The organism is Roseburia sp. AM23-20, from assembly GCF_003470905.1.
In the GTDB taxonomy this organism is placed as follows: domain Bacteria; phylum Bacillota; class Clostridia; order Lachnospirales; family Lachnospiraceae; genus Roseburia; species Roseburia rectibacter.
This window is the reverse complement of record NZ_QRHS01000026.1, coordinates 37,635-60,253: the sequence shown is the minus strand read 5'-3', so window position 1 is coordinate 60,253 and position 22,619 is coordinate 37,635. Positions and strand designations below refer to the sequence as shown.

General features: G+C 41.3%; 17 protein-coding genes and 1 riboswitch. Of the genes, 3 read left to right on the top strand and 14 right to left on the bottom strand.

Annotated elements, in window-relative coordinates:
- Positions 1–585 precede the first annotated feature (585 nt).
- Positions 586–1,065, bottom strand: coding sequence for a cyclic pyranopterin monophosphate synthase MoaC (gene moaC / locus DW650_RS16280; protein ID WP_118210534.1), 480 nt, complete (start codon positions 1,063–1,065; stop codon positions 586–588).
- Positions 1,066–1,451: 386 nt separating this feature from the next.
- Here moaC and DW650_RS16275 point away from each other — a divergent pair, with 386 nt between their 5' ends.
- Positions 1,452–3,842 carry an LTA synthase family protein gene (locus DW650_RS16275; protein ID WP_118210533.1) on the top strand — a complete coding sequence of 797 codons (2,391 nt, stop codon included), beginning with the start codon at positions 1,452–1,454 and terminating at the stop codon, positions 3,840–3,842.
- Between the two features lie 205 nt (positions 3,843–4,047).
- Here DW650_RS16275 and DW650_RS16270 read toward each other — a convergent pair whose 3' ends face one another.
- Together DW650_RS16270 and DW650_RS16265 are read right to left on the bottom strand one after the other, a co-directional pair.
- Entirely contained in the window at positions 4,048–5,748 is a 1,701-nt protein-coding gene (locus DW650_RS16270) for an IS1634 family transposase (protein ID WP_118210532.1), read from the bottom strand.
- 355 nt (positions 5,749–6,103) lie between these two features.
- Entirely contained in the window at positions 6,104–7,000 is an 897-nt protein-coding gene (locus tag DW650_RS16265) for an AraC family transcriptional regulator (RefSeq protein ID WP_243102998.1), read from the bottom strand.
- 115 nt (positions 7,001–7,115) lie between these two features.
- Here DW650_RS16265 and DW650_RS16260 point away from each other — a divergent pair, with 115 nt between their 5' ends.
- On the top strand, positions 7,116–8,327 hold the full coding sequence (locus tag DW650_RS16260) for an MFS transporter (RefSeq protein WP_118210530.1): 1,212 nt from the start codon (positions 7,116–7,118) through the stop codon (positions 8,325–8,327).
- Between the two features lie 42 nt (positions 8,328–8,369).
- Positions 8,370–8,969 (top strand): DUF1349 domain-containing protein, encoded by a 600-nt coding sequence (locus DW650_RS16255; RefSeq protein ID WP_118210529.1) that lies wholly within the window; start codon positions 8,370–8,372, stop codon positions 8,967–8,969.
- A 228-nt stretch (positions 8,970–9,197) separates the two neighbouring features.
- Here DW650_RS16255 and ribH read toward each other — a convergent pair whose 3' ends face one another.
- From ribH to DW650_RS19850, 11 genes are all read right to left on the bottom strand, one after another.
- On the bottom strand, positions 9,198–9,668 hold the full coding sequence (gene ribH, locus DW650_RS16250) for a 6,7-dimethyl-8-ribityllumazine synthase (RefSeq protein WP_117920677.1): 471 nt from the start codon (positions 9,666–9,668) through the stop codon (positions 9,198–9,200).
- 71 nt (positions 9,669–9,739) lie between these two features.
- Entirely contained in the window at positions 9,740–10,942 is a 1,203-nt protein-coding gene (locus tag DW650_RS16245; protein ID WP_117920678.1) for a bifunctional 3,4-dihydroxy-2-butanone-4-phosphate synthase/GTP cyclohydrolase II, read from the bottom strand.
- A gap of 50 nt (positions 10,943–10,992) precedes the next feature.
- Positions 10,993–11,640, bottom strand: coding sequence for a riboflavin synthase (locus DW650_RS16240; RefSeq protein ID WP_117920679.1), 648 nt, complete (start codon positions 11,638–11,640; stop codon positions 10,993–10,995).
- 59 nt (positions 11,641–11,699) lie between these two features.
- On the bottom strand, positions 11,700–12,800 hold the full coding sequence (gene ribD / locus DW650_RS16235) for a bifunctional diaminohydroxyphosphoribosylaminopyrimidine deaminase/5-amino-6-(5-phosphoribosylamino)uracil reductase RibD (protein WP_118210528.1): 1,101 nt from the start codon (positions 12,798–12,800) through the stop codon (positions 11,700–11,702).
- Between the two features lie 177 nt (positions 12,801–12,977).
- A riboswitch (FMN riboswitch) is annotated at positions 12,978–13,092 on the bottom strand.
- Positions 13,093–13,146: 54 nt separating this feature from the next.
- Complete coding sequence (locus DW650_RS16230) at positions 13,147–13,899, bottom strand: CAP domain-containing protein (protein WP_117920681.1); 753 nt, start codon at positions 13,897–13,899, stop codon at positions 13,147–13,149.
- Between the two features lie 54 nt (positions 13,900–13,953).
- Complete coding sequence (locus DW650_RS16225) at positions 13,954–16,629, bottom strand: DegV family protein (protein ID WP_118210527.1); 2,676 nt, start codon at positions 16,627–16,629, stop codon at positions 13,954–13,956.
- On the bottom strand, positions 16,626–19,442 hold the full coding sequence (locus DW650_RS16215; protein WP_243102997.1) for a hybrid sensor histidine kinase/response regulator: 2,817 nt from the start codon (positions 19,440–19,442) through the stop codon (positions 16,626–16,628). The genes DW650_RS16225 and DW650_RS16215 overlap by 4 nt, the downstream gene beginning before the upstream one ends.
- 11 nt (positions 19,443–19,453) lie before the next feature.
- Positions 19,454–20,506, bottom strand: coding sequence for a response regulator (locus DW650_RS16210; RefSeq protein ID WP_118210526.1), 1,053 nt, complete (start codon positions 20,504–20,506; stop codon positions 19,454–19,456).
- 39 nt (positions 20,507–20,545) lie between these two features.
- Positions 20,546–21,709, bottom strand: a complete 1,164-nt coding sequence (locus tag DW650_RS16205; protein ID WP_117920685.1) for a cation diffusion facilitator family transporter — start codon at positions 21,707–21,709, stop codon at positions 20,546–20,548.
- A gap of 61 nt (positions 21,710–21,770) precedes the next feature.
- Positions 21,771–22,355: a signal peptidase I gene (gene lepB, locus DW650_RS16200; protein WP_117920686.1), complete on the bottom strand. Its 585-nt coding sequence runs from the start codon at positions 22,353–22,355 to the stop codon at positions 21,771–21,773.
- Positions 22,356–22,417: 62 nt separating this feature from the next.
- Positions 22,418–22,619 (bottom strand): hypothetical protein (locus DW650_RS19850; protein ID WP_207662849.1); only part of this gene is annotated, 202 nt, incomplete at its 5' end.

Below are 22,619 nucleotides of genomic sequence, written 5' to 3'. Positions count from 1 at the left end.
TTATATGCTACATTGTATTACATGAATTATTTCGTAAAATGCCAGACAAAATAACACAGAATAATTTTTTCAAATGTGTATGGCAATAAACATAGGCATAACGGGATACATTGAGGTTTTTCCAGTATTATCAAACCAATAATAATCTATTAAACATAGTTATTTGGAAATATTTTTTTATCAGATTCAGACACAAAACACTAAAAATTTACACCCGCCAAAGTTGTAAAATGCGTTCCCCGGCGAAGGGTGGTTCACAACCCTGTGGCTGGCAAATCGCATCAAGCCGGAACTTGTTTTGTGACTTTGGGAGAAAATTAGAAAGTCTTAGTATGCCTGCCCGAAATACAGTGTTGTGCTGCCACGGACGGCAGCACAAGTCTTAATGTGCCCGGATGGCACATTTAAGACGCACACGTCACTCAGCCACAACCTAACTCAGGCATATTTAGACTTTCTTATTTTCGTACAACGGAACAAAACAGTCCCGGCTTGATGCAATTTGCCACTCACAAAACTTCGAACCCCCCCTTCGCCGGGAAACTCACATCACAACCACAAACCAGCATTTGGCGGGCACCAATCTTATTTTTCACAGACATAATGTCCACTCTTGCCGCCATCCTTTTCCAGCAAATGAATGTCGGTGATCCGCATCCCACGGTCCATCGCCTTGCACATATCGTAAATGGTCAGAAGTGTCACACTCACCCCTGTCATCGCCTCCATCTCAACACCAGTCTTTCCGATACAGGAGGTCTTACAGATTGCCTCAATAGCACTTTCCTCATCATGCATCTTAAAGCTGACTTCACAGTCTGTCAGTGCAATGATATGACATAGGGGGATCAGTTCCGAATTTTTCTTTGCAGCCATGATTCCTGCAATGCGCGCCACCCCAAGAACATCTCCTTTTTTTGCGGTATGTCCCTTGATTGCCGCATACACCTCCTCATTGACATATATCTTTCCGGCTGCCACTGCCACACGGTAGGTATCATCCTTGGCATGAACATCCACCATGATCGCATTTCCTTCCTTATTAAAATGAGTAAACTCTCCCATATGTGGCTCTCCTTTCCCGACGCAACATTTTCCTGATATGCCTGTGCAGACAGCACTTTATAATATCTGGGGCTTATCTGATTACCTTCTTTCCTTATTATATAGGAGATTTGCACACTTGCAATCCCAATTTTCTTCCTGTTTTTACCTGTTTTGGACATATTTTGTTCATTTTTTATTCATATTCAATAGAAAAACACAGATTGTTCATTCTTTTTTATTCATCTTTCCGATTGATTTTTTACCTGAGAAGCGATATATTCTCTTAGTGTCAAAAATAATATTTTTACACAGGGTTTACGTACCTTTTACAAAATACCAAAAACAACAGCATTTCCATTTAAAGATAGACAGTTTGATATTATACGAAACTTTGGGAGGTCACCATGAAAGAAAAATTACATCTTTGTCTTGATAAGATTTCTCTTATCCGTTCAAAATTACCAAAGAAAAAGCCACACGGCGAAAAATATTATAAAATGATAGCATTTTTAAACAAGTACTCATTAGTATTTCATTTTATCTTAGCATGCATGCTGACATTTGCGATCGAAGTGATTTCAAGAAGAGATTTTCTTTCAACCATCTCTTTCTTACATAATCACACACTTGCATACCTTTACAATGCATTTATCGTATTTGCATCGCTCTCGATCGTATATCTGTTCCGGTGCAGGGCGCAGCTACGTGTACTGATCAGTGGTTTATGGCTGTTTCTTGGTACGATCAACGGTCTGATCCTTTCAAACCGTGTCACACCTTTCAGCTACACCGATCTAAAATGTATCTCTGACCTGTTCGCAATGCAGAATACAAACTATTTTACCGCAGAAGAGGCAACTCTTGTAGTCGGTGTTGTTGTTGCATTTTTTGTATTTTTAGGTTTCTTTTTTGCAAAAGGACCAAAATATCAGGGAAAACGTCATTTTGTATTAGGACCAGTTGCGATTGCTGCCTTACTTTTAGTAGGACTTCCGATCACAACACAGGCTGCACAGGGTTCTAACATCCTTGCTTCCTATTTTTCCAACATTGCCCAGGGTTATGCTGATTATGGTTTTGTATACGGTTTCTCCACCAGCGTGGTTGGCCGTGGTATGAGCAAACCGGATGATTATTCTGAGGAAACTGTCGATGCGATTGAAACTCTGGTCAATTCTTCCAAGGAACAGACAACAGTTTCAAAAGACAGCGAACCAAATATCATTTGTGTCCTGTTAGAGTCATTTACAGATCCTTACGAAGTAAACTTTTTAAATATGTCCGAAGATCCGATTCCGAATTTCCATAATTTAGAGAGTAACTACTCGACCGGATATCTTACCGTTCCGGTTGTCGGCGCAGGTACCGCAAACACAGAGTTTGAAGTTTTAACCGGCATGAGCATGCAGTATTTCGGAACCGGTGAATATCCTTACAAAACCATTTTAAAACAGACAGACTGCGAAAGTATTGCATCTGACTTATCAAAGATCGGTTACGGAACACATGTAGTTCACAATAATACAGCTACTTTTTACAGCAGAAACAATGCTTTCTCCATGATGGGATTTGACACATTTACCAGTAAAGAGCTGATGAACATCACACAGTACACACCAAACGGCAACTGGCCAACGGATGATATACTGGTTCAGGAAACTGTAAAAGCCTTGGATTCCACAAAAGATCAGTCCGATTTTGTATATACGATCACCGTAGAAGGCCACGGTGATTACCCGACCGAAAAGATTTTAACTGATCCGGCAATCAAAGTTACCGGCGCAGCAACAGAAGAATCAAACAATCAGTGGGAATATTACGTAAATATGATCCATGAGGTAGATGATTTCATCGGCGATCTGATCTCCGCTGTTGACCGTCGTGGTGAGGATACCATCGTCGTAATGTTCGGCGATCATCTTCCGACCATGGGACTTTCTGATTCTGATATGAAATCCGGTGATATTTTCAAGACAAAATATATCACCTGGAATAATATGGGACTTCCGAAAGAAGATGCTGATCTGACCGCTTACCAGCTTCTTTCCCAGATCACAGATCAGGCAGGTATCCACGAAGGAACCATGTTTAATTACCATCAGACACAGCGCAATTCCGAGACATACTTAAATGGTCTTGAGAATCTGCAGTATGATTTACTTTACGGCAAAAGATATACTTACAGCGGCGAGGATCTCTATCCTGCTACTGACCTTCAGATGGATGTGGAGGATGTTACAATTTCCAATCTCCGCAAAAATTCTGACCGCAATATTTTTGCTGTGTACGGTTCAAGATTTACCAAGAATACAAAGATCTTTGTAAATGGCGAGAAAGTTCCTACCAACTACATTTCTTCTGCACTTGTTACAACCAGTCTCGATAACGTAAAAGATGGAGATATGATCAGCGTAAATATTCTCGGTTCAAAGGGAATCCTTCTTCGTGCCGGAGTTGATGAGGTTGTTTATGAAGATCCAGATGTGATCCATGAGACAGAGACGGAAGATCCAACCGAGACAACCGAAGTACCAGTCCCTGCATCCACATGGAATCTGAACATGCCTTCTTCGGAAAAGACAGATATGAAATCTTCTGAAAGCACGGAAGTGAAATCTTCCGAAGATACGGAGGTGAAATCTTCCGAAAATACGGAGGTAAAATCGTCTGAGAGTACTGAAGTGAAATCGTCTGAGAACACTGAGGTAAAATCCTCTGAAAGTACAGAAGTGAAATCCTCTGAAAGCACGGAGGTGAAATCTTCCGAAAATATCTCCGATACACTTGGCAGATAGCTTTATTCAAAAATCAAAATAACAGACAAGTCCGATATGTGGCAGGATGCTGCTATTGGGCTTGTTTTTTTGCAAAATAATTTTGATTACATTATGTCCTGTGTTAAAATCCTGTCTTTGACAGTTGAGTAGACTAAAACGCCTCGCAAATCCAGTGTTTATGCTGGTTGCGAGGTGTTTTGTTCTCGTTTTGAAGTATGGTAATTTATTTCCTTCCCTTACTTTTTTTCTGAATTGTTTTCATTTGACTTTTGGTAATAAGCTGAAAGTCTGTTTCAAAACCACATACCTGATGCAAAGCATCGGTTAATTTATCACGTGTGTACAGGGGCATAAATCCCTGTTCCTGTACATCGGCAAAATTCATGGTCTTGAGTTTGTCTAAAATTGTTTCACAAGTATAGGTATTTCCTAAACCCTTTTCCAGGTAACGATAGATTACTAACGCAAGAAAACAGATGAGAAAGTGTGCTTTGATACGCATATCCTCTTGGAGATATATCGGTCTGGCTTCAAAATCAGTTTTCATGATGCGGAAGCATTCTTCAATTTCCCATCGGCCTTCGCTTACTTTTAAGATATCTTTTACATCATCATCCAGAAGGTCTGTCGTTACCGCATACATTCCATCATAAAGTGCTTCATTTTCAATCTTAGCAATTTCACCATCTTCTGTAACGGCAGTCTTACCTATAAATCTTGCTGGATCATTTGGATTCCTTCGTTCTTTTTTTGTTTTTCCGGAATGGAGCATCTTTTCTGCACGTTCCACTTGCTCATTGCGTATTGTTTTTTGATATTTCGCATATTTAGGAGAGTATGTAATAATCAGACGCTGGTGCAGCGAGTGGGGCGTATATGGCTTATCTTTATAATATAATCCCATATCATCTTCCGGGATTTTTGAAAGATCAACAGGAGAATCATCGGAAACCCGTTTGAATCCAGTCTTATCCAACGCCCATCTTTTATCATCCTTATTTAATTTTTTGATCGACTGGGTAACGATAAATGCTCTTTCGCCGGCATGATTTATTTTTTTGATGGCTTCTGAACCAAGTCCTGCATCGCTGCAGTAAATAAATTTAGTGCAGCCAAAGTCCTGAAGAACTTTTGTTTCCAATGGCTTTAATGAAGTCTGTTCGTTCGCATTTCCTGGAAAAAGTGAAAAAGCAAGAGGAATCCCGTCTCCATCCATGAACATTCCCATTTGTATGATGGGATTTGGACGATGTTCTTTTCCTTTTCCGTATTTCTTATCCCCATCTTCCTGCTCGATTTCAAAGAAATAGTTTGTGCAATCATAATAAAGCACCTTATCATTTCGTTTTCCAAGAAGATGACTGTTTTTATATACTTCTGACTGGATAAAATCGCATTCGTTTCCTAATACATCAAGAGCACGATATATGTCGTGCAGTTGATAAGAAGGTTTTTCCAGAAATTCAGAAGCCGTTTTAAAAGAAGAACGTTTGCTGGCTGGTTCTAAAATCCTTGCATAAATCAAGTCAGAAAGAATGGCATTGATATCGTATTTGAATTTATGCTTATCCCGAAGTTTTCGGCAGGTCTTATCCAACTGAAGCTGATAATAAAAAGCTTGTGGAAAAAGATACCCTCCACGGTAAAAGACCTGTTGGTCATAATCCAGTTTATGGTCAGAATGAAAAGCTATCTGAACAGATTTGGTTTGCTGCTCTTTTTTATATTTCAGTGTTTCCAGTCTTGCTTCTTCACGAGCCCATTTCATGACATCATCACGGGTAGGACCATGTTCAGGCAAGAGTTCTTTCAGTGTTCCGAGTTTTCGAATGATAACAGAAGTACTGACGCCTTTGTTGTTAACATAACCTTTCGAAATATAAAATGATTCTGAATTTTTTGATTTAGATGTCGTAACTCGCATACAAAAATCCTCCCATAGCTTATTATACAACACATTGCAATAAAATGCAATATAGTAAAACAAGAAAATTGACGCAAAAAAAGCAGGTTTTATGCGACCTGCGAGTATATTTTCTAATATTCAACTGTCAAACTCCCGGGTATATGAAAGGCTGGCGGGATACAAGGAGTTATTATTAAAATTGCAAACAGATAGATTAAATATATAAATCTATCCATTTGCATATAGAATACTTTTATCTTTTGAACATTGTAAATATGATGCATAAATAGTATATTGTCAGCATAATTGATACAGATAATAAAACGAAAAACAACATCATCTCCAAATATTGTATGATTACAGAAAGTAGAAATTAAGAAATTTCCTCTGTTTTCTTCTTTCTGTATTCATTTGGACTCATATGATAATATTGTCTAAACTTCCGGCAGAAATAGCCGGAACTTGTAAATCCGGTTTCTTCTGCAATGGAAGAAACCGGTTTTTGAGTGATATAAAGTTGTTCAGCAGCCTGTGCTAGTCTGTATTGAATTAGATATGCTACCGGAGAACAGTGGATGCCAGTTTGAAAAATGTGTAAAGCTCCACTTTTGCTGATAGATGCCGATGCCGCAATCGTCTCCAATGTAATCTCTTCCATGTAGTGATCATGAATATACTGCATCATAGCTTGTAATCTTGCTTGTTTGTGATTTAATCGATGAATACTGTTAGAATCAGAAGTCCAATCCATATTTTTTTGCAATATGTTCCAAAGCTGAAATAAAAGTTGTATAGTACATAATTCATTATCCGGCTTAGTTTCCTGAATAGTACAAATTTGCGACAAAAGTTGTAGCACCTGTTTTCCAAATGTGTTGGATGGACTGAAAACTTGATATGGAACAGACGAGCTTATCACAGGAAGAATATATTTTTCGTAAATGAGGCTGTTTTCGGGTGCTAATAGGGTTGGCGAAAAAACAATATTAGGTGCAAATGTACTGCTTTGTGCTTCAAAACGATGCAGGACACCGCTATTGATAAATATGCCGCAACCTTTATGTAGTTCTATTTTACTTGTACCTATAAGGCAGAGCGCAGTACCTTCAGCAGTATAAAGAAATTCTAATTCATGATGCCAATGCCAGTCAATGCGATGGAAGTCAAATTTCCAAATATTATCAGGATAGTATGCAAATGGATAACGATTGTTGCCATGCTGGATGGTTTCTCGTAGTGTTTCATCTGTAGTTATCTTAAAAGTCTCCATGCTATATTTCCTCATAAATAATAAAATTTGTTATATTGTACCATAAATATATGATTTTATACAATGACTAGATATAAAGTTTACGATATAATCACATTTATTAGAGGAGGACAAAATGAAAAGCCAATATAATAAGACAATTACAGCCTGTTTTGTAGGTTATATTGTACAAGCTATCGTTAATAATTTTACACCACTGCTTTTTTTGTTTTTTCAAAAATGCTATCATATTCCAATTTCCCAAATTACATTGTTAGTGACTTTTAATTTTGGGATACAACTACTGGTTGATTTTATTTCTGTCAGATTTGTTGATAAAATAGGATATCGGATATCAATGATTATAGCTCATGTTCTAGCAGCGGCAGGCTTATTCCTTCTTACAGTTTTACCAGAGATTTTACCAGTTTCCTTTATTGGAATTTTGATTGCTGTAATGATCTATGCGGTAGGTGGTGGACTTTTGGAAGTCCTAGTCAGTCCAGTTGTTGAGGCTTGTCCATCCGACAATAAGGAAAAAGCAATGAGCCTGTTGCATTCTTTTTATTGCTGGGGACACGCCGGAGTTGTACTCATATCAACAGTGTTCTTTTATGTAGTCGGTATAGATAACTGGAAAATATTAGCCATTATTTGGGCAGTTATTCCAATTGGAAATGCTTTTGTTTTTTCAAAGGTTCCCATTGCACCATTGCTTGAGGATGGAGATACCGGACTTGGATTAAAGGAATTGTTTCGGATGAAAATTTTTTGGATTTTGTTGATTATGATGATATGTGCAGGAGCAAGTGAGCAAGCAGTAAGTCAATGGGCCTCTGCTTTTGCAGAAAAAGGTCTTGGAATTTCAAAGGCAGCCGGCGACTTAGCAGGGCCGATGGCATTTGCGGTTCTAATGGGAATATCAAGATTGTTTTATGGTAAGTATGGTGACCGTATCAATTTGGAACACTTTATGATTTATAGTAGTTTTTTATGTATTTTATCCTATTTAGGGATTTCATTATTCTCGATTCCGCTATTAAATCTGATTGCCTGCGCTGTCTGTGGGCTTTCAGTGGGAATCATGTGGCCTGGAACTTTCAGCAAGGCATCAGCAGCTTTGCCCAAAGGGGGAACAGCCATGTTTGCATTGCTGGCATTAGGTGGAGATATAGGTTGTTCAGGAGGTCCTACATTGGTTGGAATGGTATCAGGAGCTTTTGGGGATAACCTAAAGATGGGAATTTTGGCAGGAATTATTTTTCCAGTGTTGCTACTTATAGGAGTCATTCTTTGCAGAAGACAAAAGAAAATTACTAATTATAATACAGTGAAAAGTAGGCACTAAATATAGCTGCTTATTAAAATAAAAAAGAAAGTGAGAAAAAAGATGGAATTTTTGAAAAACAATCCTAAATGGATACGTCAACCAAAGCAGGTACAAATTAGTGAGGATAAAGTTGTAATTCTTACAGAAAGGGGTACCGACTTATGGGCACGCACTTATTATGGTTTTCAAAATGATAATGCTCCAGTATTTCAAGTTGAAACAACGGACAAGTACTTTTCTTTTATTGTTAAAACAGAATTCGAGAGTACCTGTCGTTTTGACCAGTGTGGTGTGGCTATGTATTTAAATAGTGATAATTGGTTTAAGGCATCTATAGAATATGAGAATAAAAAAATACAGCGATTGGGAAGCGTTGTAACCAATCATGGATATTCTGACTGGGCAACAACAGACATATCCTCTGATATTAAAAGTATGTGGTATCGTTTTTCACGAAGGGACAGTGACTACTGTATTGAATGCAGTGAGGATGGCATAAATTTCAGACAAATGCGTATTTTCCATATGTGGGAAGGTGCAGAAAAAATTACTTATGGAATATATGCATGCAGCCCGACAGAAGGCTCATATAAGGCAACATTTTCAAATATGCAGATTACGGAATGTAAATGGGAATCAGATGCAGCCTGGCGTGATTGATGATATGATTTCTAAAGATAAATCTTCAAATTTCTCTCATTGCTGCTTTTTGTGGGCTGTCTTTTCTTCTTGCCATAAAAATAACCTCCAAACTGAGTAATTTTATCTTACATCAGTTTGGAGGTTTACACAAACTTTGGGATGCTCCCTTTTAATTAGAATCCGGGAACGAACCATTTTTAAGGCAGCTTAGAATCCAGAAACATCTGGCACCGCCTGGTCTCTTCTTTAGTTCTTCATCACACGCATCAGGTTCACCATCTCGATCGCACCCACAGCGCATTCATATCCCTTATTTCCCGCCTTGCTTCCGGCACGCTCGATTGCCTGTTCAATATTATCTGTCGTGAGAACGCCAAACATAACCGGAATTTTGCTCTGTAAGGAAACGCTTGCAATCCCTTTGGAAACTTCATTGCACACATAATCATAATGGCTCGTTGCCCCGCGTATCACTGCCCCAAGGCAGATCACTGCATCATACTTTCCACTTGCCGCCATCTTCTCTGCGATCACCGGTATCTCAAACGCTCCCGGCACCCATGCCAGATCAATCTGCTCCTCCGGTACATCATGACGCTTCAACCCGTCAAGTGCACCCCCGATCAGTCTTGACACGATAAATTCATTAAACCTCGCTGCCACGATCCCAATCTTAATATCCTCTGCTCCTGTTAATTTTCCTTCTAAAACGTTCATTTTTTTATCTCCTTTTTTATAATGTTGATGTCAGGTTGACACCATAGATACTTAATATTATATTTATCCTCTTATTCAAAACGAAGCATATGCCCCATCTTTTCCTGTTTCGTCCGCAGATAAAACAGATCATACGGTGTCGCCTTCATCTGGATCGGCACGCGCTCTTTGATTTCCATGCCATAATCTTTCAACTGGTAAACTTTATCCGGGTTATTGGTCAGAAGCCGCAGCGTTTTTACACCGAGATCTTTTAAAATCTGTGCTCCGATGTAATACTCCCGCTCATCCCCCGCAAAACCGAGCGCAAGGTTCGCCTCTAACGTATCCATTCCTTTCTCCTGCAATGTATAGGCGCGCAGCTTGTTCAGTAATCCGATGCCTCTTCCCTCCTGCCGCATATAAAGCAGGATTCCGCGGCCTTCTTTTTCGATCTGTTCCATTGCCGCAGCAAGCTGTTCCCCGCAGTCACACCTCAAAGATCCGAATACATCTCCCGTCAGGCACTCGGAGTGTACACGGCATAGCACATCCTCTCCGTCTCCGATCTCACCTTTTACCAGCGCAACATGATGTTCCCCGTTTAAAATATTCTGATAACCATACGCTTTAAATTCTCCATATTTTGTCGGGAGTTTTGCGACTGCTGCGCACTCTACCAGTTTCTCATGTTTTTTGCGGTACTCCTGAATTGCCGCGATCGTGATAAAACAGATGTTCCACTTTTCTGCCAATTCCATGAGCTCTGTTGTACGCATCATTGTTCCGTCCTCACGCATAATCTCACAGCATAAACCACACTCTTTTAATCCGGCAAGACGCATCAGGTCAACGGTTGCTTCTGTATGACCGTTACGTTCTAACACACCATTCTTTTTTGCAAGCAGTGGAAACATGTGTCCCGGTCTGCGAAAATCTTCCGGTTTTGCATCCTCACTGATGCAATGCCTTGCCGTCATACCGCGTTCCTCCGCCGATATTCCAGTCGTTGTGCCGACATAATCGATCGATACGGTAAATGCGGTCTCATGGTTATCCGTATTGTCTGCCACCATCTGCGGGAGTCTTAATTTTTCACAGATCTCCTTTGACATCGGCATGCAGATCAGTCCTTTTCCATGTGTTGCCATAAAATTCAGATTTTCTGTCGTTGCAAACTCTGCCGCGCAGATAAAATCCCCTTCATTCTCACGATCTTCATCATCTGTCACAAGAATGATCTTTCCTTTTTTCAATTCTTCTAATGCCTGTTCCACTGTATCAAATTCTCTCATTATACTTCTCCCTTTCCATGCAAGAACTTTCACTTGATTTTTCTGAGTTTTCAAAATCCATTAGAAAATAAAAACTCCTTCGTGATCTTACTCTCCGTTATTTTTTCTTCCTTCCAGTTCAAAAAATGTTCTATATACTTCCCGATACAGTCATTTTCCAGATTTACCTTATCCCCCGCCTTTTTGTGAGCCAAAACCGTACACTGCGCCGTATGCGGGATAACAGACACCATAAAAGTGGTCTGTGTCGTTTCTGCAATGGTAAGGCTGATCCCATCCACTGCGACAGAACCCTTTTCAACAATGTAGTGCATGATCTTCTCAGGCGCTTTAATGGAATAATAAATCGCGATCTCATCTGATATGACTTCACAGATCGTTCCGGTTCCGTCAATATGTCCTGTCACGATGTGACCGCCAAATCTGCCATTCGCCGCCATCGCGCGCTCCAGATTCACCGGGCTGCCTGACGCTGCTTCTCCAATCGATGACCTCCGCAGCGTTTCGTGCATTACATCGGCGGTAAAATAGTTTTTTCCAAAAGATGTCACGGTAAGACAGATTCCGTTGACGGCAATGCTGTCACCAATTTTGATATCCTCCAATACTTTTTCTGCCTCTATTTTCAGTCTGGCAGAATTGCCTTTCCGGTCCGCTGTTATGATTCTTCCGACCTCTTCCACAATTCCTGTAAACAAATTTCCTCCCCTCCCTGCCTTTTTACAGTATGTTCAAACCTTATGTATCTATTTCCCTCTCATTTATTTTTCAGCTCCCCGGTGATCAGAATGTCCTCCCCCACCTGCTGTATCCTCTGATTGACCAGATGGTACGCATCATCGGGATGATCCACGCCCATTCCTGCAACCGGACTTTTGGCATCTGCACCGCCAAACAGTTTCGGTGCCACATACGCATACACCTCATTGACGATTCCGGCTTCTAACGCCGACCAGTTCAGCATGGCACCGCCCTCAAGTAATACACTCTCGATCCCGTCTGCTCCAAGCTGCCGCATCAGTTCTTTTAAATCTACTTTTCCATCCGCACGCTCTGTCACTATGATCCGGCATGCATATTTCTGATATTCCCTGATCCTTGCTTCATCCTGACAGCAGGTTGCAATGATGGTCTTCTGCTCCTCTGCGGTCTGCACGATACGGCTCTTAAGCGGTATCCGCAGTGTCGTATCACAAACGATCCTGACCGGGTCTTTCGTTTGTGGCAAACGGCAGTTTAACATTGGATCATCCGCGATTACCGTGTCTGCCCCAACCATGATTCCGGTCATTTCATGTCGCATGCGGTGTACCTGTTCTCTTGCCGCCTCCCCGGTGATCCATTTCGATTTTCCGGATGCCGACGCGATTTTTCCATCCAGTGTCATCGCATATTTCATCCTCACATAGGGCAGTTTTGTCTGGATATAATGAAAAAATACCCGATTTTGGTACTCACATTCCTCCTGTAAAACTCCTTCCGTCACCAGGATGCCTTGCTCCCTTAACTGCCGGATTCCGCCTCCCGCCACAAGTGGATTAATATCTTTCGCCCCGACAAACACATGGCTGATGCCAGCTTCTATGATCGCCTGTGTACATGGAGGCGTTTTCCCGTAATGACAGCACGGTTCTAATGTCACATAAAGGTCTGCTCCCGCCGGATCTTCTCCCCTGCTCCTGCAATCCGCCAGCGCTTCCCTCTCTGCGTGAAGTCCGCCAAATTTTTTATGATAGCCTTCCCCGATGATCCTGTCCCCTTTTACAAGAACCGCACCAACCACCGGATTTGTCTTTGTCCATCCTCTGCCGAGTTCTGCAAGTTCCATTGCACGGCGCATATATCTTTCCTGTTGCATGAATACATTCCCCTTTCTGCAAGACAGAGTCTGCAATCTTTGTTGATTCATGACGATAGAATACACGCTCTGCGAAATTCTATTGTCATAAACAAAAAGGCTCTGAAATAATACTATTCCAGAGCCTTGTATGCATTCTTACCGATCGTTTAAAACGATCCTTTCAATCCTGCTTATCCATATCTTCTTTCATCCAGACTATACTGTCGGCTTCGGAGTTACACCGAATCATGCCTTGCGGCTCGTGGGCTATACCACCGGTAGGGAATCTCACCCTGCCCTGAAGATCATATTCTGTTTTTATGTGTCCGAGTATAACACTCTTTCTTAAAATGTCAATACTTTTTTACCAGCTTCCCATAAAGATCTGCACCCAATAATAACGATATGGCGCATTCGCATCATAATAATAACCGATTCCAACCTGATCATAAGAATCGCTTAAAATATTAGCACGATGTCCCGGTGAGTTCATCCATCCATTCATAACATCTGCTGCATCGGTATAACCTGCCGCAATATTTTCACCTGCACTGCGATAATTTACCTGATACTTCTTTTCACTTAAAATAGAAAAACAGCTCTCTCCGTTTGGTCTTGTATGCGAAAACAGCTGTGTAAGCTCTTTTGCCCGCTTATCTGCTGCAGCATTTAAGGTATCATTCATTTTCAGAGAAGATTTTCCCTGCGCCTTTCTCTCTTTATTGATCAGCTTTAGAACTTCTGCTTTCTCTTTATCTGCTTTTGTCAGAACAGCTGCCGGCTTATTTTTTACCGTTACTTTGCAGGTATATTTCTTTTTCCCGACCTTTGCTGTAATTGTTGCCTTTCCTGCTTTTTTTGCAGTCAGTTTTCCACTTTTTGAAACGCTGACTACTGTTTTCTTTGAAGATGACCATTTCACTTTTTTCTGCGCCGGTCTTAATTTAAGCTGATATGTCTTTCCCTTTGTCATCGTCAGGCTCGTTTTATTCAGCTTTACAGCAGATGCCGCTGCAACAGTGACTGGCTGCATAACATCCACTGCGATCATGCTCCCGCTAAATATAAGAAGAATTGTTAACAACATTGCCGTTATCTTTTTCTTTACACTTTTCATTCCTCATCCTTCCTTTCGTACTATATTTATGATGCAAACAGCACCATTAAAATCTTACTCTAACATATAAATAAGTCCAAAGCACCCCGCTCCGCAGTTACTCGTGATTGCCGCCGACGCCTCCTGCATGTATACCTGATCGAATTGCTTATATTTTTGCACTTCCTCTAAGATCATGTCTTTCGTCTCTTTTGAACACCCTGCAGACGTTATAAACAAAACTCTCTGATCAATGGAGGCAAACCGCGCCATCTGCGCACGAATATATTTTTTATAAACATTCTCCGTATCACCAAAAAAGATCGCGGACGGCACTATTTTCTTTTTGTGCAGTGACAAAACCGGATGACACTGCAGCATCTCTGTCAGTTTCCAAACCTGCTTATTTAAGAGCCCGCTGCGGTAAAGCTGCTTAGAACTGTCAAGTATAAAACTTGTCTGCACTTTTTTCTGCATCTCATCTAACTTCTGTATTATCTCATCCATATCCCTGTTTTTCAATGACATGTTTGCCGCCTGCATTACCATCAGTCCTGTGCCACTGGATAAATGTCCCGAATCATAGACCTGCACATGGGAAAATCCGGCTGCTGCCTTTCCTGCATTCTCAAATCCCTTTCCCGATCCGGAAGCAATACAGATGTGAAGCACCTGCTCTGCCTCCTCAAGCAGATTTCCAAAAAATGTCTCATACTCCCCGACTGTCGGTGCTTCTGATTTTGCATACTGATCTTTTTCAATATAAGAAAGCAGGCTGTCCGAATGGATTTCCACCATATCCTCAAAATGACCGTATTCCGTGTTTACAAAATAATGCATCATCGGTATTCCAAGCTGCCTTACCACATCATTCGGCAGATCTACCACATTATCTGTACTGATGATCAGTTTCTGTTTTTTCTTCTGCCCTAAAATACGGAATCCGTCCATTTCACTGATCTCATCCGGAGCAACCATATATTCAATACGCTCCTTCGGCAGATAACGGAGCAGCATTGCCTCAAAAAGAATGCCGTTGATCGGTTTCGCAAGATAATCGGAAAATCCCATTTTACGATACTTCTCTTCCGCTCCCGACATTGCATTTGCCGTCAGGGCGATGATCGGTGTTTTCCGGCAGAATCCGCCTTCCTGATTGCGTACCAGATCCATGGTTTTTTCTCCATCCATTTCCGGCATCATATGATCCATAAAGATCACATCATAATTATTTTTCGCCGTCAGCTTTAAGCATTCCATTCCGCTGTGTGCTAAGGAAAGCTGGACTTTTGTCTCCCGGAGCAGCTTTTTGGCAACAAGCAGATTCATATCATTATCGTCCACAACAAGTACTTTTGCTTCCGGAGCTTCAAAACTCTTTTTGTAGGAAGACCTCTGATGTCTCGATGAACTGTTGTAGTTGAGATTTCCAAGCGGTGCAGCATTCACGATCTTCTGTGGAATCGTGATCGTAAAAGTGGAACCCTTCTGATAAATACTGTCAACCGTGATCTGACCGCCCATCAGATTTACGAGCTGGCTGCAGATGGAAAGTCCAAGTCCTGTTCCTTCGATTCCTTTCGTATTGCCCTCATTGACCCGTTTAAAACTGTCAAACAGATATTTCATATCATCCTGCCGGATTCCCATACCGGTATCGATCACGGACATTTTTAAAAGGATTTCATCCGTCCCTGTCTGCTCCCCTTCCACAAACAACGTAACAGATCCTTTTTGCGTGTACTTGATCGCATTACTTAAAATATTCGTCAGAACCTGTTTGATCCTCATTTCATCGCCGTATAACATTGACGGCAGTTTTTCGGATACGTTGACACAAAACTCCAGATTTTTCTCATGTGCACGTATCCAGGTCGTATTTACGATCTCACTGAAAAGCTTACCTGTCTCATAACGTGCCGGAACAACCTCCATTTTTCCAGCCTCGATCTTCGACAGGTCTAAAATATCATTGATCAGGGATAGCAGCATCTTACTTGCGCTCTGGATATTATTGGCATTTTCAATAATATCGTCCGACAGATTCTCCTCCCGCAGTGTCATTTCATTTAACCCTATGATCGTATTGATCGGCGTACGGATCTCATGACTCATATTGGCAAGAAAACGGCTCTGTGTATTCATTGCAGCAACTAGCTTTGCCTGCTGTTTTTCATTTTCTTTTCGCTGATACTCATAGAGTGTGATCTGAATAAACATAAATGCACAGGTCAGAAAAACAGTTATAACAGTACTTATGATAATGTCGACGTTAATCACAGATTCTGATTCCATATAAACAATTTTCTCCGGATAAACCATCGCTATATAAAAACAGACCGCATCTGCAATGATTGTTATGACTGTTCCCGCGATAAGACCTTTTCCCCTGAGCAGAAAAAAGAGAGAGATAAAACCGAGTACAAACCAGAGCGGCATACCGCTTTTTAAACCCCCGGAACGCATAAATGTAACCGGCAGGAAAATCCCATTCAGTCCCAGCATCAGAATAAAGGAACAGATATCATATTGCTTAAATTTCTTTCCCGCCCAGAAAAGCACTCCCATAAAAAATGCCCCGGCAAACAATGCAATAACATTTTTTATTTCCATCCCTTCGGCAAGCGTATAAACTCCGCCTACTGCCATTGCAATCGTTCCAAGCAGTGACATAAACCGGAATAACTGTGCATGAATGGAAACATCTTTCCGGATCAGTACCCGGATAATTCTGTCACTTAACTTATTCATTGCACGTCACCTCTCCATTTTTTTAATGTTTCTGCTGCACTGATAAAATCAAACAGTTCAATCTGTTCTGTCATATCAGCAATAATCTGTGCATCCGAATCCGTCAGTGAACTGTCTGCTTCATTTTTTACGTTTTCCAGCAGTTTTATTGCCTCCTCCTGATCAAAATTATCGATCGCAGCCGCTAATTTCTGTAACAAGGTCTTTTCTTCTCCCTCTGCCGTTACATATTTTGACAGTCCATCGAGAATCGCACAATAATCTGCTATCAGCTCCACATGGTTTTGTATGATATAATTTTCATTTTTATGCTCACATGCTTCCTGCATTCTCTTTGCTTTTGCAGAAAGATCTTTTGCGCCGATCGTCAGGCTCTGTCCTTTCAGAGAATGTATGTTGATCTTATAATTTTCCCAGTCTTTTTTATCATACAACTCCTGCAGTGTCTGGATCTGGCTTCTTCCCTGTTCATAAAAACACTGTACGATCTCCATATAATCCGCTTCATTATCGTCAAAATAGGAAAGTCCTAACTTATGATCAATACCTGCCACCTCAAAATTCTCTTCTTCTGATAACCCGCTGGATACTTCCTTGCTTCCATTCTGTCTTTCTTCTGACTCACCGGATACTTCACTGCTTCCATTCTGTCTTTCTTCTGACTCGCCGGATACTTCACTACTTCTACTCTGTTCCTCTTTGGACTGACCAGATATTTTCTCAGTCACTTCCGTTTTATTTTTCTCTGCTTCCCCTGTATCTTTTTCAATAAATGCACTTAAATATTTGCGGAGGACACGTTCCATTGCTGACTTTTCAATCGGTTTCGCAACAAAATCATCAAATCCTTCTCTTATCAGCATCTCTCTGGCTCCGCCTATCGCATTGGCAGTCAGTGCTATGACCGGTATCTTTCTCTCCCTGAATCCCGGCAGTTCATGAATCCTGTGCATACATTCCACACCATCCATTTCCGGCATCATGTGATCCATAAACACAAGATCATAGCTTCTGTCACTTATTTTCTCTATGGCTTCTTTGCCGCTTAGTGCCGTATCGATCGTAATTCCATAATGGCTAAGCAGGCTTGAAACAACTTTTAAATTCATGGCACTGTCATCCACAGCGAGAATTTTTGCTCCCTTTATGCGGAATCTGTCATGGTGCCACCTTTCATCATAAGCATCCTGCTGAAGTTTTTCGCCATTTAAAACAGTGGCAATTGAGAACACATGGATTGGGCGGTAAATAAGCTGTACTTCTGATCCGACTTTCTGCAGATCACAATCCCTGTTTGCCATGACAACTACTTTCATTTTGTCGGTCAGGCTGTCAAAGTAACTCTGTTCCTCAAAATATTCCACATCCGCAACAAACAGGAACTGAAATGTTTCATGTTCGATACGGTTCTTTAACTCATGCATCGTAGAGCAGCGCACAGCATCTACATGAAGCTGATCGATCATCCTCTGTATACATTCAAGATAACCGTCACGAAGCTGCCCAAAGCGATATCTTTCGAGATTCATATAAAAAACGATCTTTTTATCCCCTGCATCACGTACAGATACAAGCGGCATATCCGTCAGTACTCTCTGCGGTATGATAATGGAAACGGTTGTCCCCACATCAGGAACACTCTCGATATGCATATGTCCATTCATCTTTGCGATCATTTTGCGTGAGATCGCAAGTCCTAAACCAACACCTCCGGCTCGTCTGTCGCGTGTTGTATCTACCTGATTGTATGTATTTTCCAGTGCATCTATATTTTTCTCACTCATGCCGATTCCGGTGTCTTTTACCTTCACCATGAGATTGATACCATATGGTTCCTTGCGGGCGCCAACAAACAAAATGACACCTCCGGCATCCGTAAACTTGATCGCATTGTTGATCAGATTTAAAATAATACGGTAGATCTTCTGACTGTCCCCAAGCAGATTATTCGGGATATCTGCCTCGCAATCCACAATGATCTCAAGATTCTTTTCTTTATTCCACACATGTGCCATATTTACCACATCATTGATCACAGATGTGATATTATAAGGCTCCTCCACAAGCTCCATAGTATCATTTTCAAGTTCTGAGAAATCCAGAATATCAGACACTAAGGACATCAGATTCCTGCCTGCGACCGTAATATCATATAACTGCTCTTTGGTCGTATCATCCACTTTCGCATCCAGTAACTCTGAGCCGATTCCGATGATCGAATTTAACGGTGTGCGGATCTCATGTGAAATATTTGCCATAAAATCATCTTTTGCATGTTCCGCTTCTTCAAGTTCACGCATTGCCTCGTCAAGTTCGATTTCATGCTGTATACGGTTCTTTAACTGTTTATTTTCCATGAGTTCGAGGATGATGATCGCAAGAAACTGCATAAAAAATTCCATTTCCCGTACCGGATTATCATAATTAACTTTATCTAACAGGAATGTATCAAGACCAAACAAAAGAAGCGTTGCTGCCAACGAAATATAATTAATCTCGATCAGATCAAAAAGAGACAACATCACGACACTTGCCGCAACCGTTGCCATGGTAAGAGACGATCCATCCGTAAAAACTGTATATAAAATAATGTTCATCCAGATCATTACCGAACAAAATAATTTTGCCAGTTTTGCGGATCGTCCTAACAGAATCCGAAGCCCGATGCTTGCCAAAAGTCCGCAGACTACCACTGCAGCTACCCAGCTAGGCCATTTTAAGTAAACTGCTGCCATTACCATATAAACCGTATATATGGTATAAAGTATGTACGGGATCAGTCCCGCTCTGTCTTTCCTGATTTCTCTTTTCATAACGTTTCCCCTCATTCACTGACATCCGTAATTTCCTGCTGTAATTCACAAAAAATTTCTGCAAGGTTCGGATCAAACTGGGAACCGCTGTTTTCCTTTATTATTTCAAATACTTTCGATGCGGGACGGATTGCTTTTTTGTAACACCGTTCCTGATAAAGTGCATCAAAAACATCTGCAAGCGCCATGATCCTTGCACATAACGGAATCTCCTCCCCGGCTAATCCATCCGGATATCCTGTACCATCCCATCTTTCGTGATGGTGTCTTGCTATTTTTCTGGCAATATCCACATATTCCTCATGTTCCACAGTTCCTATGATCCCGTCAATGATCTCACAGCCATCTACGGTATGCCTTTTCATGACAGCAAACTCCTCGTCAGTAAGTCTTCCCGGTTTTAAAAGGATTGCATCCGGCGTCTTAATTTTTCCAATGTCATGAAGTACCGATGCTTTTACCGTATTGAGTTCATAATTATAATCAAGTATATCTGCATAAAGTCCCCCCTCACGCAGCGCCCTCGTCAGAATCCGCACATAGTTCTGCGTATTTTTTACATGAAGTCCTGTGCTGTTGTCACGGCTTTCGATCAGGTTTGCGATACCGGTGATCACCTCATCCTGCATGCGCGTGATCTGGGCAACCTGTGATGCAACCATATCTTCTAAATGATTCTGATACTGTTTATTCTCCAGAATCCGTTTCACACGGCTTACTAATACCTGTGAGACGAATGGTTTTCCGACAAAATCCATCGCCCCTGCTTCAAAACATTTTGTCTCTGTCTCCGCATCATTATCACCGGTCAGAAACACAACCGGTATCGCAGCTCCATTTTCAAGTTCGCGAATCTTTGTCAGTGTTTCAAATCCGTTCATTTCCGGCATATTTACATCCAGAAGGATCAGATCCGGCGTCACTTTTGAAAGAAGTGATAATGCCATTTTCCCGGATGTAGTCGCAGAAATTCGAAATTCTTCCCCAAGAATTGTCTGTGCTCTTTTCAGATTACCCGGATCATCATCTACCAAAAGGATCAGTTCCCTGTTTTGTGTCTGCATACGCTTCTCCTTTGTAAAAACCTGAATTACCCTGCTCTTTTATACATAAGAATGATCGACTTTTATAATGACATAATAGTTATTTCCAAGACGATCTCTCACCTGTGATGTAATGCGTGCAACCAGCTCGTCATCCTGTATATGAAATTTATATGGTATCAGAACATCAAAAATAATATTCGTATGTGTAAGCCCCGTCACAACACGGAAATCATGCATATTGATCTGCTCATCGATTCCCTTGATAATGGATGTCACTGCAGCTTTCATCTCACTGACATGTTCATCTGATGTCACGATCGGATCCATATGTATCGTCGCATCACAGCCTAACTTTTCTTTTAATTCATTTTCAACATTATCAATAATATCATGTATCTCTAAGATATTTCCCTCTGCCGGAACTTCCGCATGCAGCGACACCATCTGTCTTCCAGGACCATAATCATGCACGATCAGATCATGAATCCCGCATATCTCCTCATGTGCCATTACGATCTGATCAATTTTCTGTACAAATTCCTCTTCCGGTGGCTGTCCCAAAAGTGGATTTAACGTATCTTTTGCTGCACCAATGCCTGCACACAAGATAAATACACCCACCAGCGCACCACAATAGCCGTCCACATAAAGCCCTGTAAAATGTCCGATCAAAGTTGCTGCAAGTACCACTGCCGTTGCACAGGTATCACTCAGGCTGTCGGTTGCTGTTGCCTTCATTGCCGCAGAATCAATCTTTTTTGCCACCCCGCTGTTATAAAGATACATATACAATTTTACGAGAATCGAAACAATAAGGATCACAACCACCATTACGGAAAACTCGGTTTCTTCCGGATGAATGATCTTTACCAGCGAATCACGGATCAGCTCATATGCCATCAGAAGGATAGCTGCCGCAACGACCAGTCCCGACACATATTCAATCCGTCCATGTCCGAACGGATGCTCCGGGTCCGGTTTTGCCCCGGCTAACTTAAATCCGATCAGTGTGACTGCCGAAGATCCTGCATCAGACAGGTTGTTAAATGCATCTGCAGTTACAGCGATCGAGCGGCTGATCGTCCCTGCCAAAAATTTACCACAGAAAAGCAGGATGTTTAAAAAAATCCCCACCATACCACAAAGCATTCCGTACTCCTGCCTGATTTTCGCTTTATCCTCTTTTTCCCTGATAAAAAACTTTGAAAGAAATGTTATCATGTCTGCCCCCCCTGCACCTGATGTTTACCTTCTGTCTGTCAAACTCTTTTTTATAAATTTTCTACTTAATTTTTCTGATATCCTGCAGCGGCCAGTAAATGACTTCACCCTTACCGAGTATCTTATCAATGCTTACATATTTATTATCCCAGTAACGCGCATCCCAGGAATCATTACGGTTATCTCCAAGAACCAGATAGCAGTCATCCGGCACTTCAAATAAATATGGTCCCGTCGCCACTGTCCATTCTTCTTTTAAATAATCTTCCTCAAGCGGTGTCTCATCTCCATCAATATAAATCTTTCCGTCCTCGATGCGGACTTCCTCTCCCGGCAGTCCAATGACCCTTTTTACATAAAGTTCTTCCTCGTCATCCGGATAATGGAAGATCACAACATCCCCGCGCTCCGGTGTGCTCTTTAAAAATGCCAGACGGTTTCCGATCAGACGGTCTCCCGGCATGATCGTATTTTCCATTGATCCTGTCGGCACATCCGCATTGATGATCAGATAATTTTTGATCAGAAATGCCGCTCCGATTGCTAATGCGAAAGTCAGAACCCAGCTTAGGATTTCCCGTGCTGCACCCGAACTTTTCTGTTTTTCCTCTATATTTGTCTCGTTATCCTGTCTTTTTGTTTCCATCTGTGTCCTCACTTTATGCCATAAATGCTTTCTTTATGCGGCAAAATATTTTGTATTAAACATCATTTTAGCACATTTACATTAAAATAAAAACCTTCTTTTCTGAAATCATCTGATGAGCTGCTCGCCAAATGCTGGTTTGGGTGTGAGTTGAGTTCCCCGGTGAAGGGTGGTTCCGGGGGGTTACGATTGGCAAATTGCATCAAGCCGGGACTGTTTTGTTTCCGTTGTCCGAAAATAAGACAATCTAAGGCTGCCTGGTTC

What these genes read in the sequence shown, in the direction of transcription:
- moaC (WP_118210534.1), bottom strand. Translation starts at nt 1,065, where the DNA reads ATGGGAGAGTTTACTCATTTTAATAAGGAAGGAAATGCGATCATGGTG.
- DW650_RS16275 (WP_118210533.1), top strand. Translation starts at nt 1,452, where the DNA reads ATGAAAGAAAAATTACATCTTTGTCTTGATAAGATTTCTCTTATCCGT.
- DW650_RS16270 (WP_118210532.1), bottom strand. Translation starts at nt 5,748, where the DNA reads ATGCGAGTTACGACATCTAAATCAAAAAATTCAGAATCATTTTATATT.
- DW650_RS16265 (WP_243102998.1), bottom strand. Translation starts at nt 7,000, where the DNA reads ATGGAGACTTTTAAGATAACTACAGATGAAACACTACGAGAAACCATC.
- DW650_RS16260 (WP_118210530.1), top strand. Translation starts at nt 7,116, where the DNA reads ATGAAAAGCCAATATAATAAGACAATTACAGCCTGTTTTGTAGGTTAT.
- DW650_RS16255 (WP_118210529.1), top strand. Translation starts at nt 8,370, where the DNA reads ATGGAATTTTTGAAAAACAATCCTAAATGGATACGTCAACCAAAGCAG.
- ribH (WP_117920677.1), bottom strand. Translation starts at nt 9,668, where the DNA reads ATGAACGTTTTAGAAGGAAAATTAACAGGAGCAGAGGATATTAAGATT.
- DW650_RS16245 (WP_117920678.1), bottom strand. Translation starts at nt 10,942, where the DNA reads ATGAGAGAATTTGATACAGTGGAACAGGCATTAGAAGAATTGAAAAAA.
- ribD (WP_118210528.1), bottom strand. Translation starts at nt 12,800, where the DNA reads ATGCAACAGGAAAGATATATGCGCCGTGCAATGGAACTTGCAGAACTC.
- DW650_RS16230 (WP_117920681.1), bottom strand. Translation starts at nt 13,899, where the DNA reads ATGAAAAGTGTAAAGAAAAAGATAACGGCAATGTTGTTAACAATTCTT.
- DW650_RS16225 (WP_118210527.1), bottom strand. Translation starts at nt 16,629, where the DNA reads ATGAATAAGTTAAGTGACAGAATTATCCGGGTACTGATCCGGAAAGAT.
- DW650_RS16215 (WP_243102997.1), bottom strand. Translation starts at nt 19,442, where the DNA reads ATGAAAAGAGAAATCAGGAAAGACAGAGCGGGACTGATCCCGTACATA.
- DW650_RS16210 (WP_118210526.1), bottom strand. Translation starts at nt 20,506, where the DNA reads ATGCAGACACAAAACAGGGAACTGATCCTTTTGGTAGATGATGATCCG.
- DW650_RS16205 (WP_117920685.1), bottom strand. Translation starts at nt 21,709, where the DNA reads ATGATAACATTTCTTTCAAAGTTTTTTATCAGGGAAAAAGAGGATAAA.
- lepB (WP_117920686.1), bottom strand. Translation starts at nt 22,355, where the DNA reads ATGGAAACAAAAAGACAGGATAACGAGACAAATATAGAGGAAAAACAG.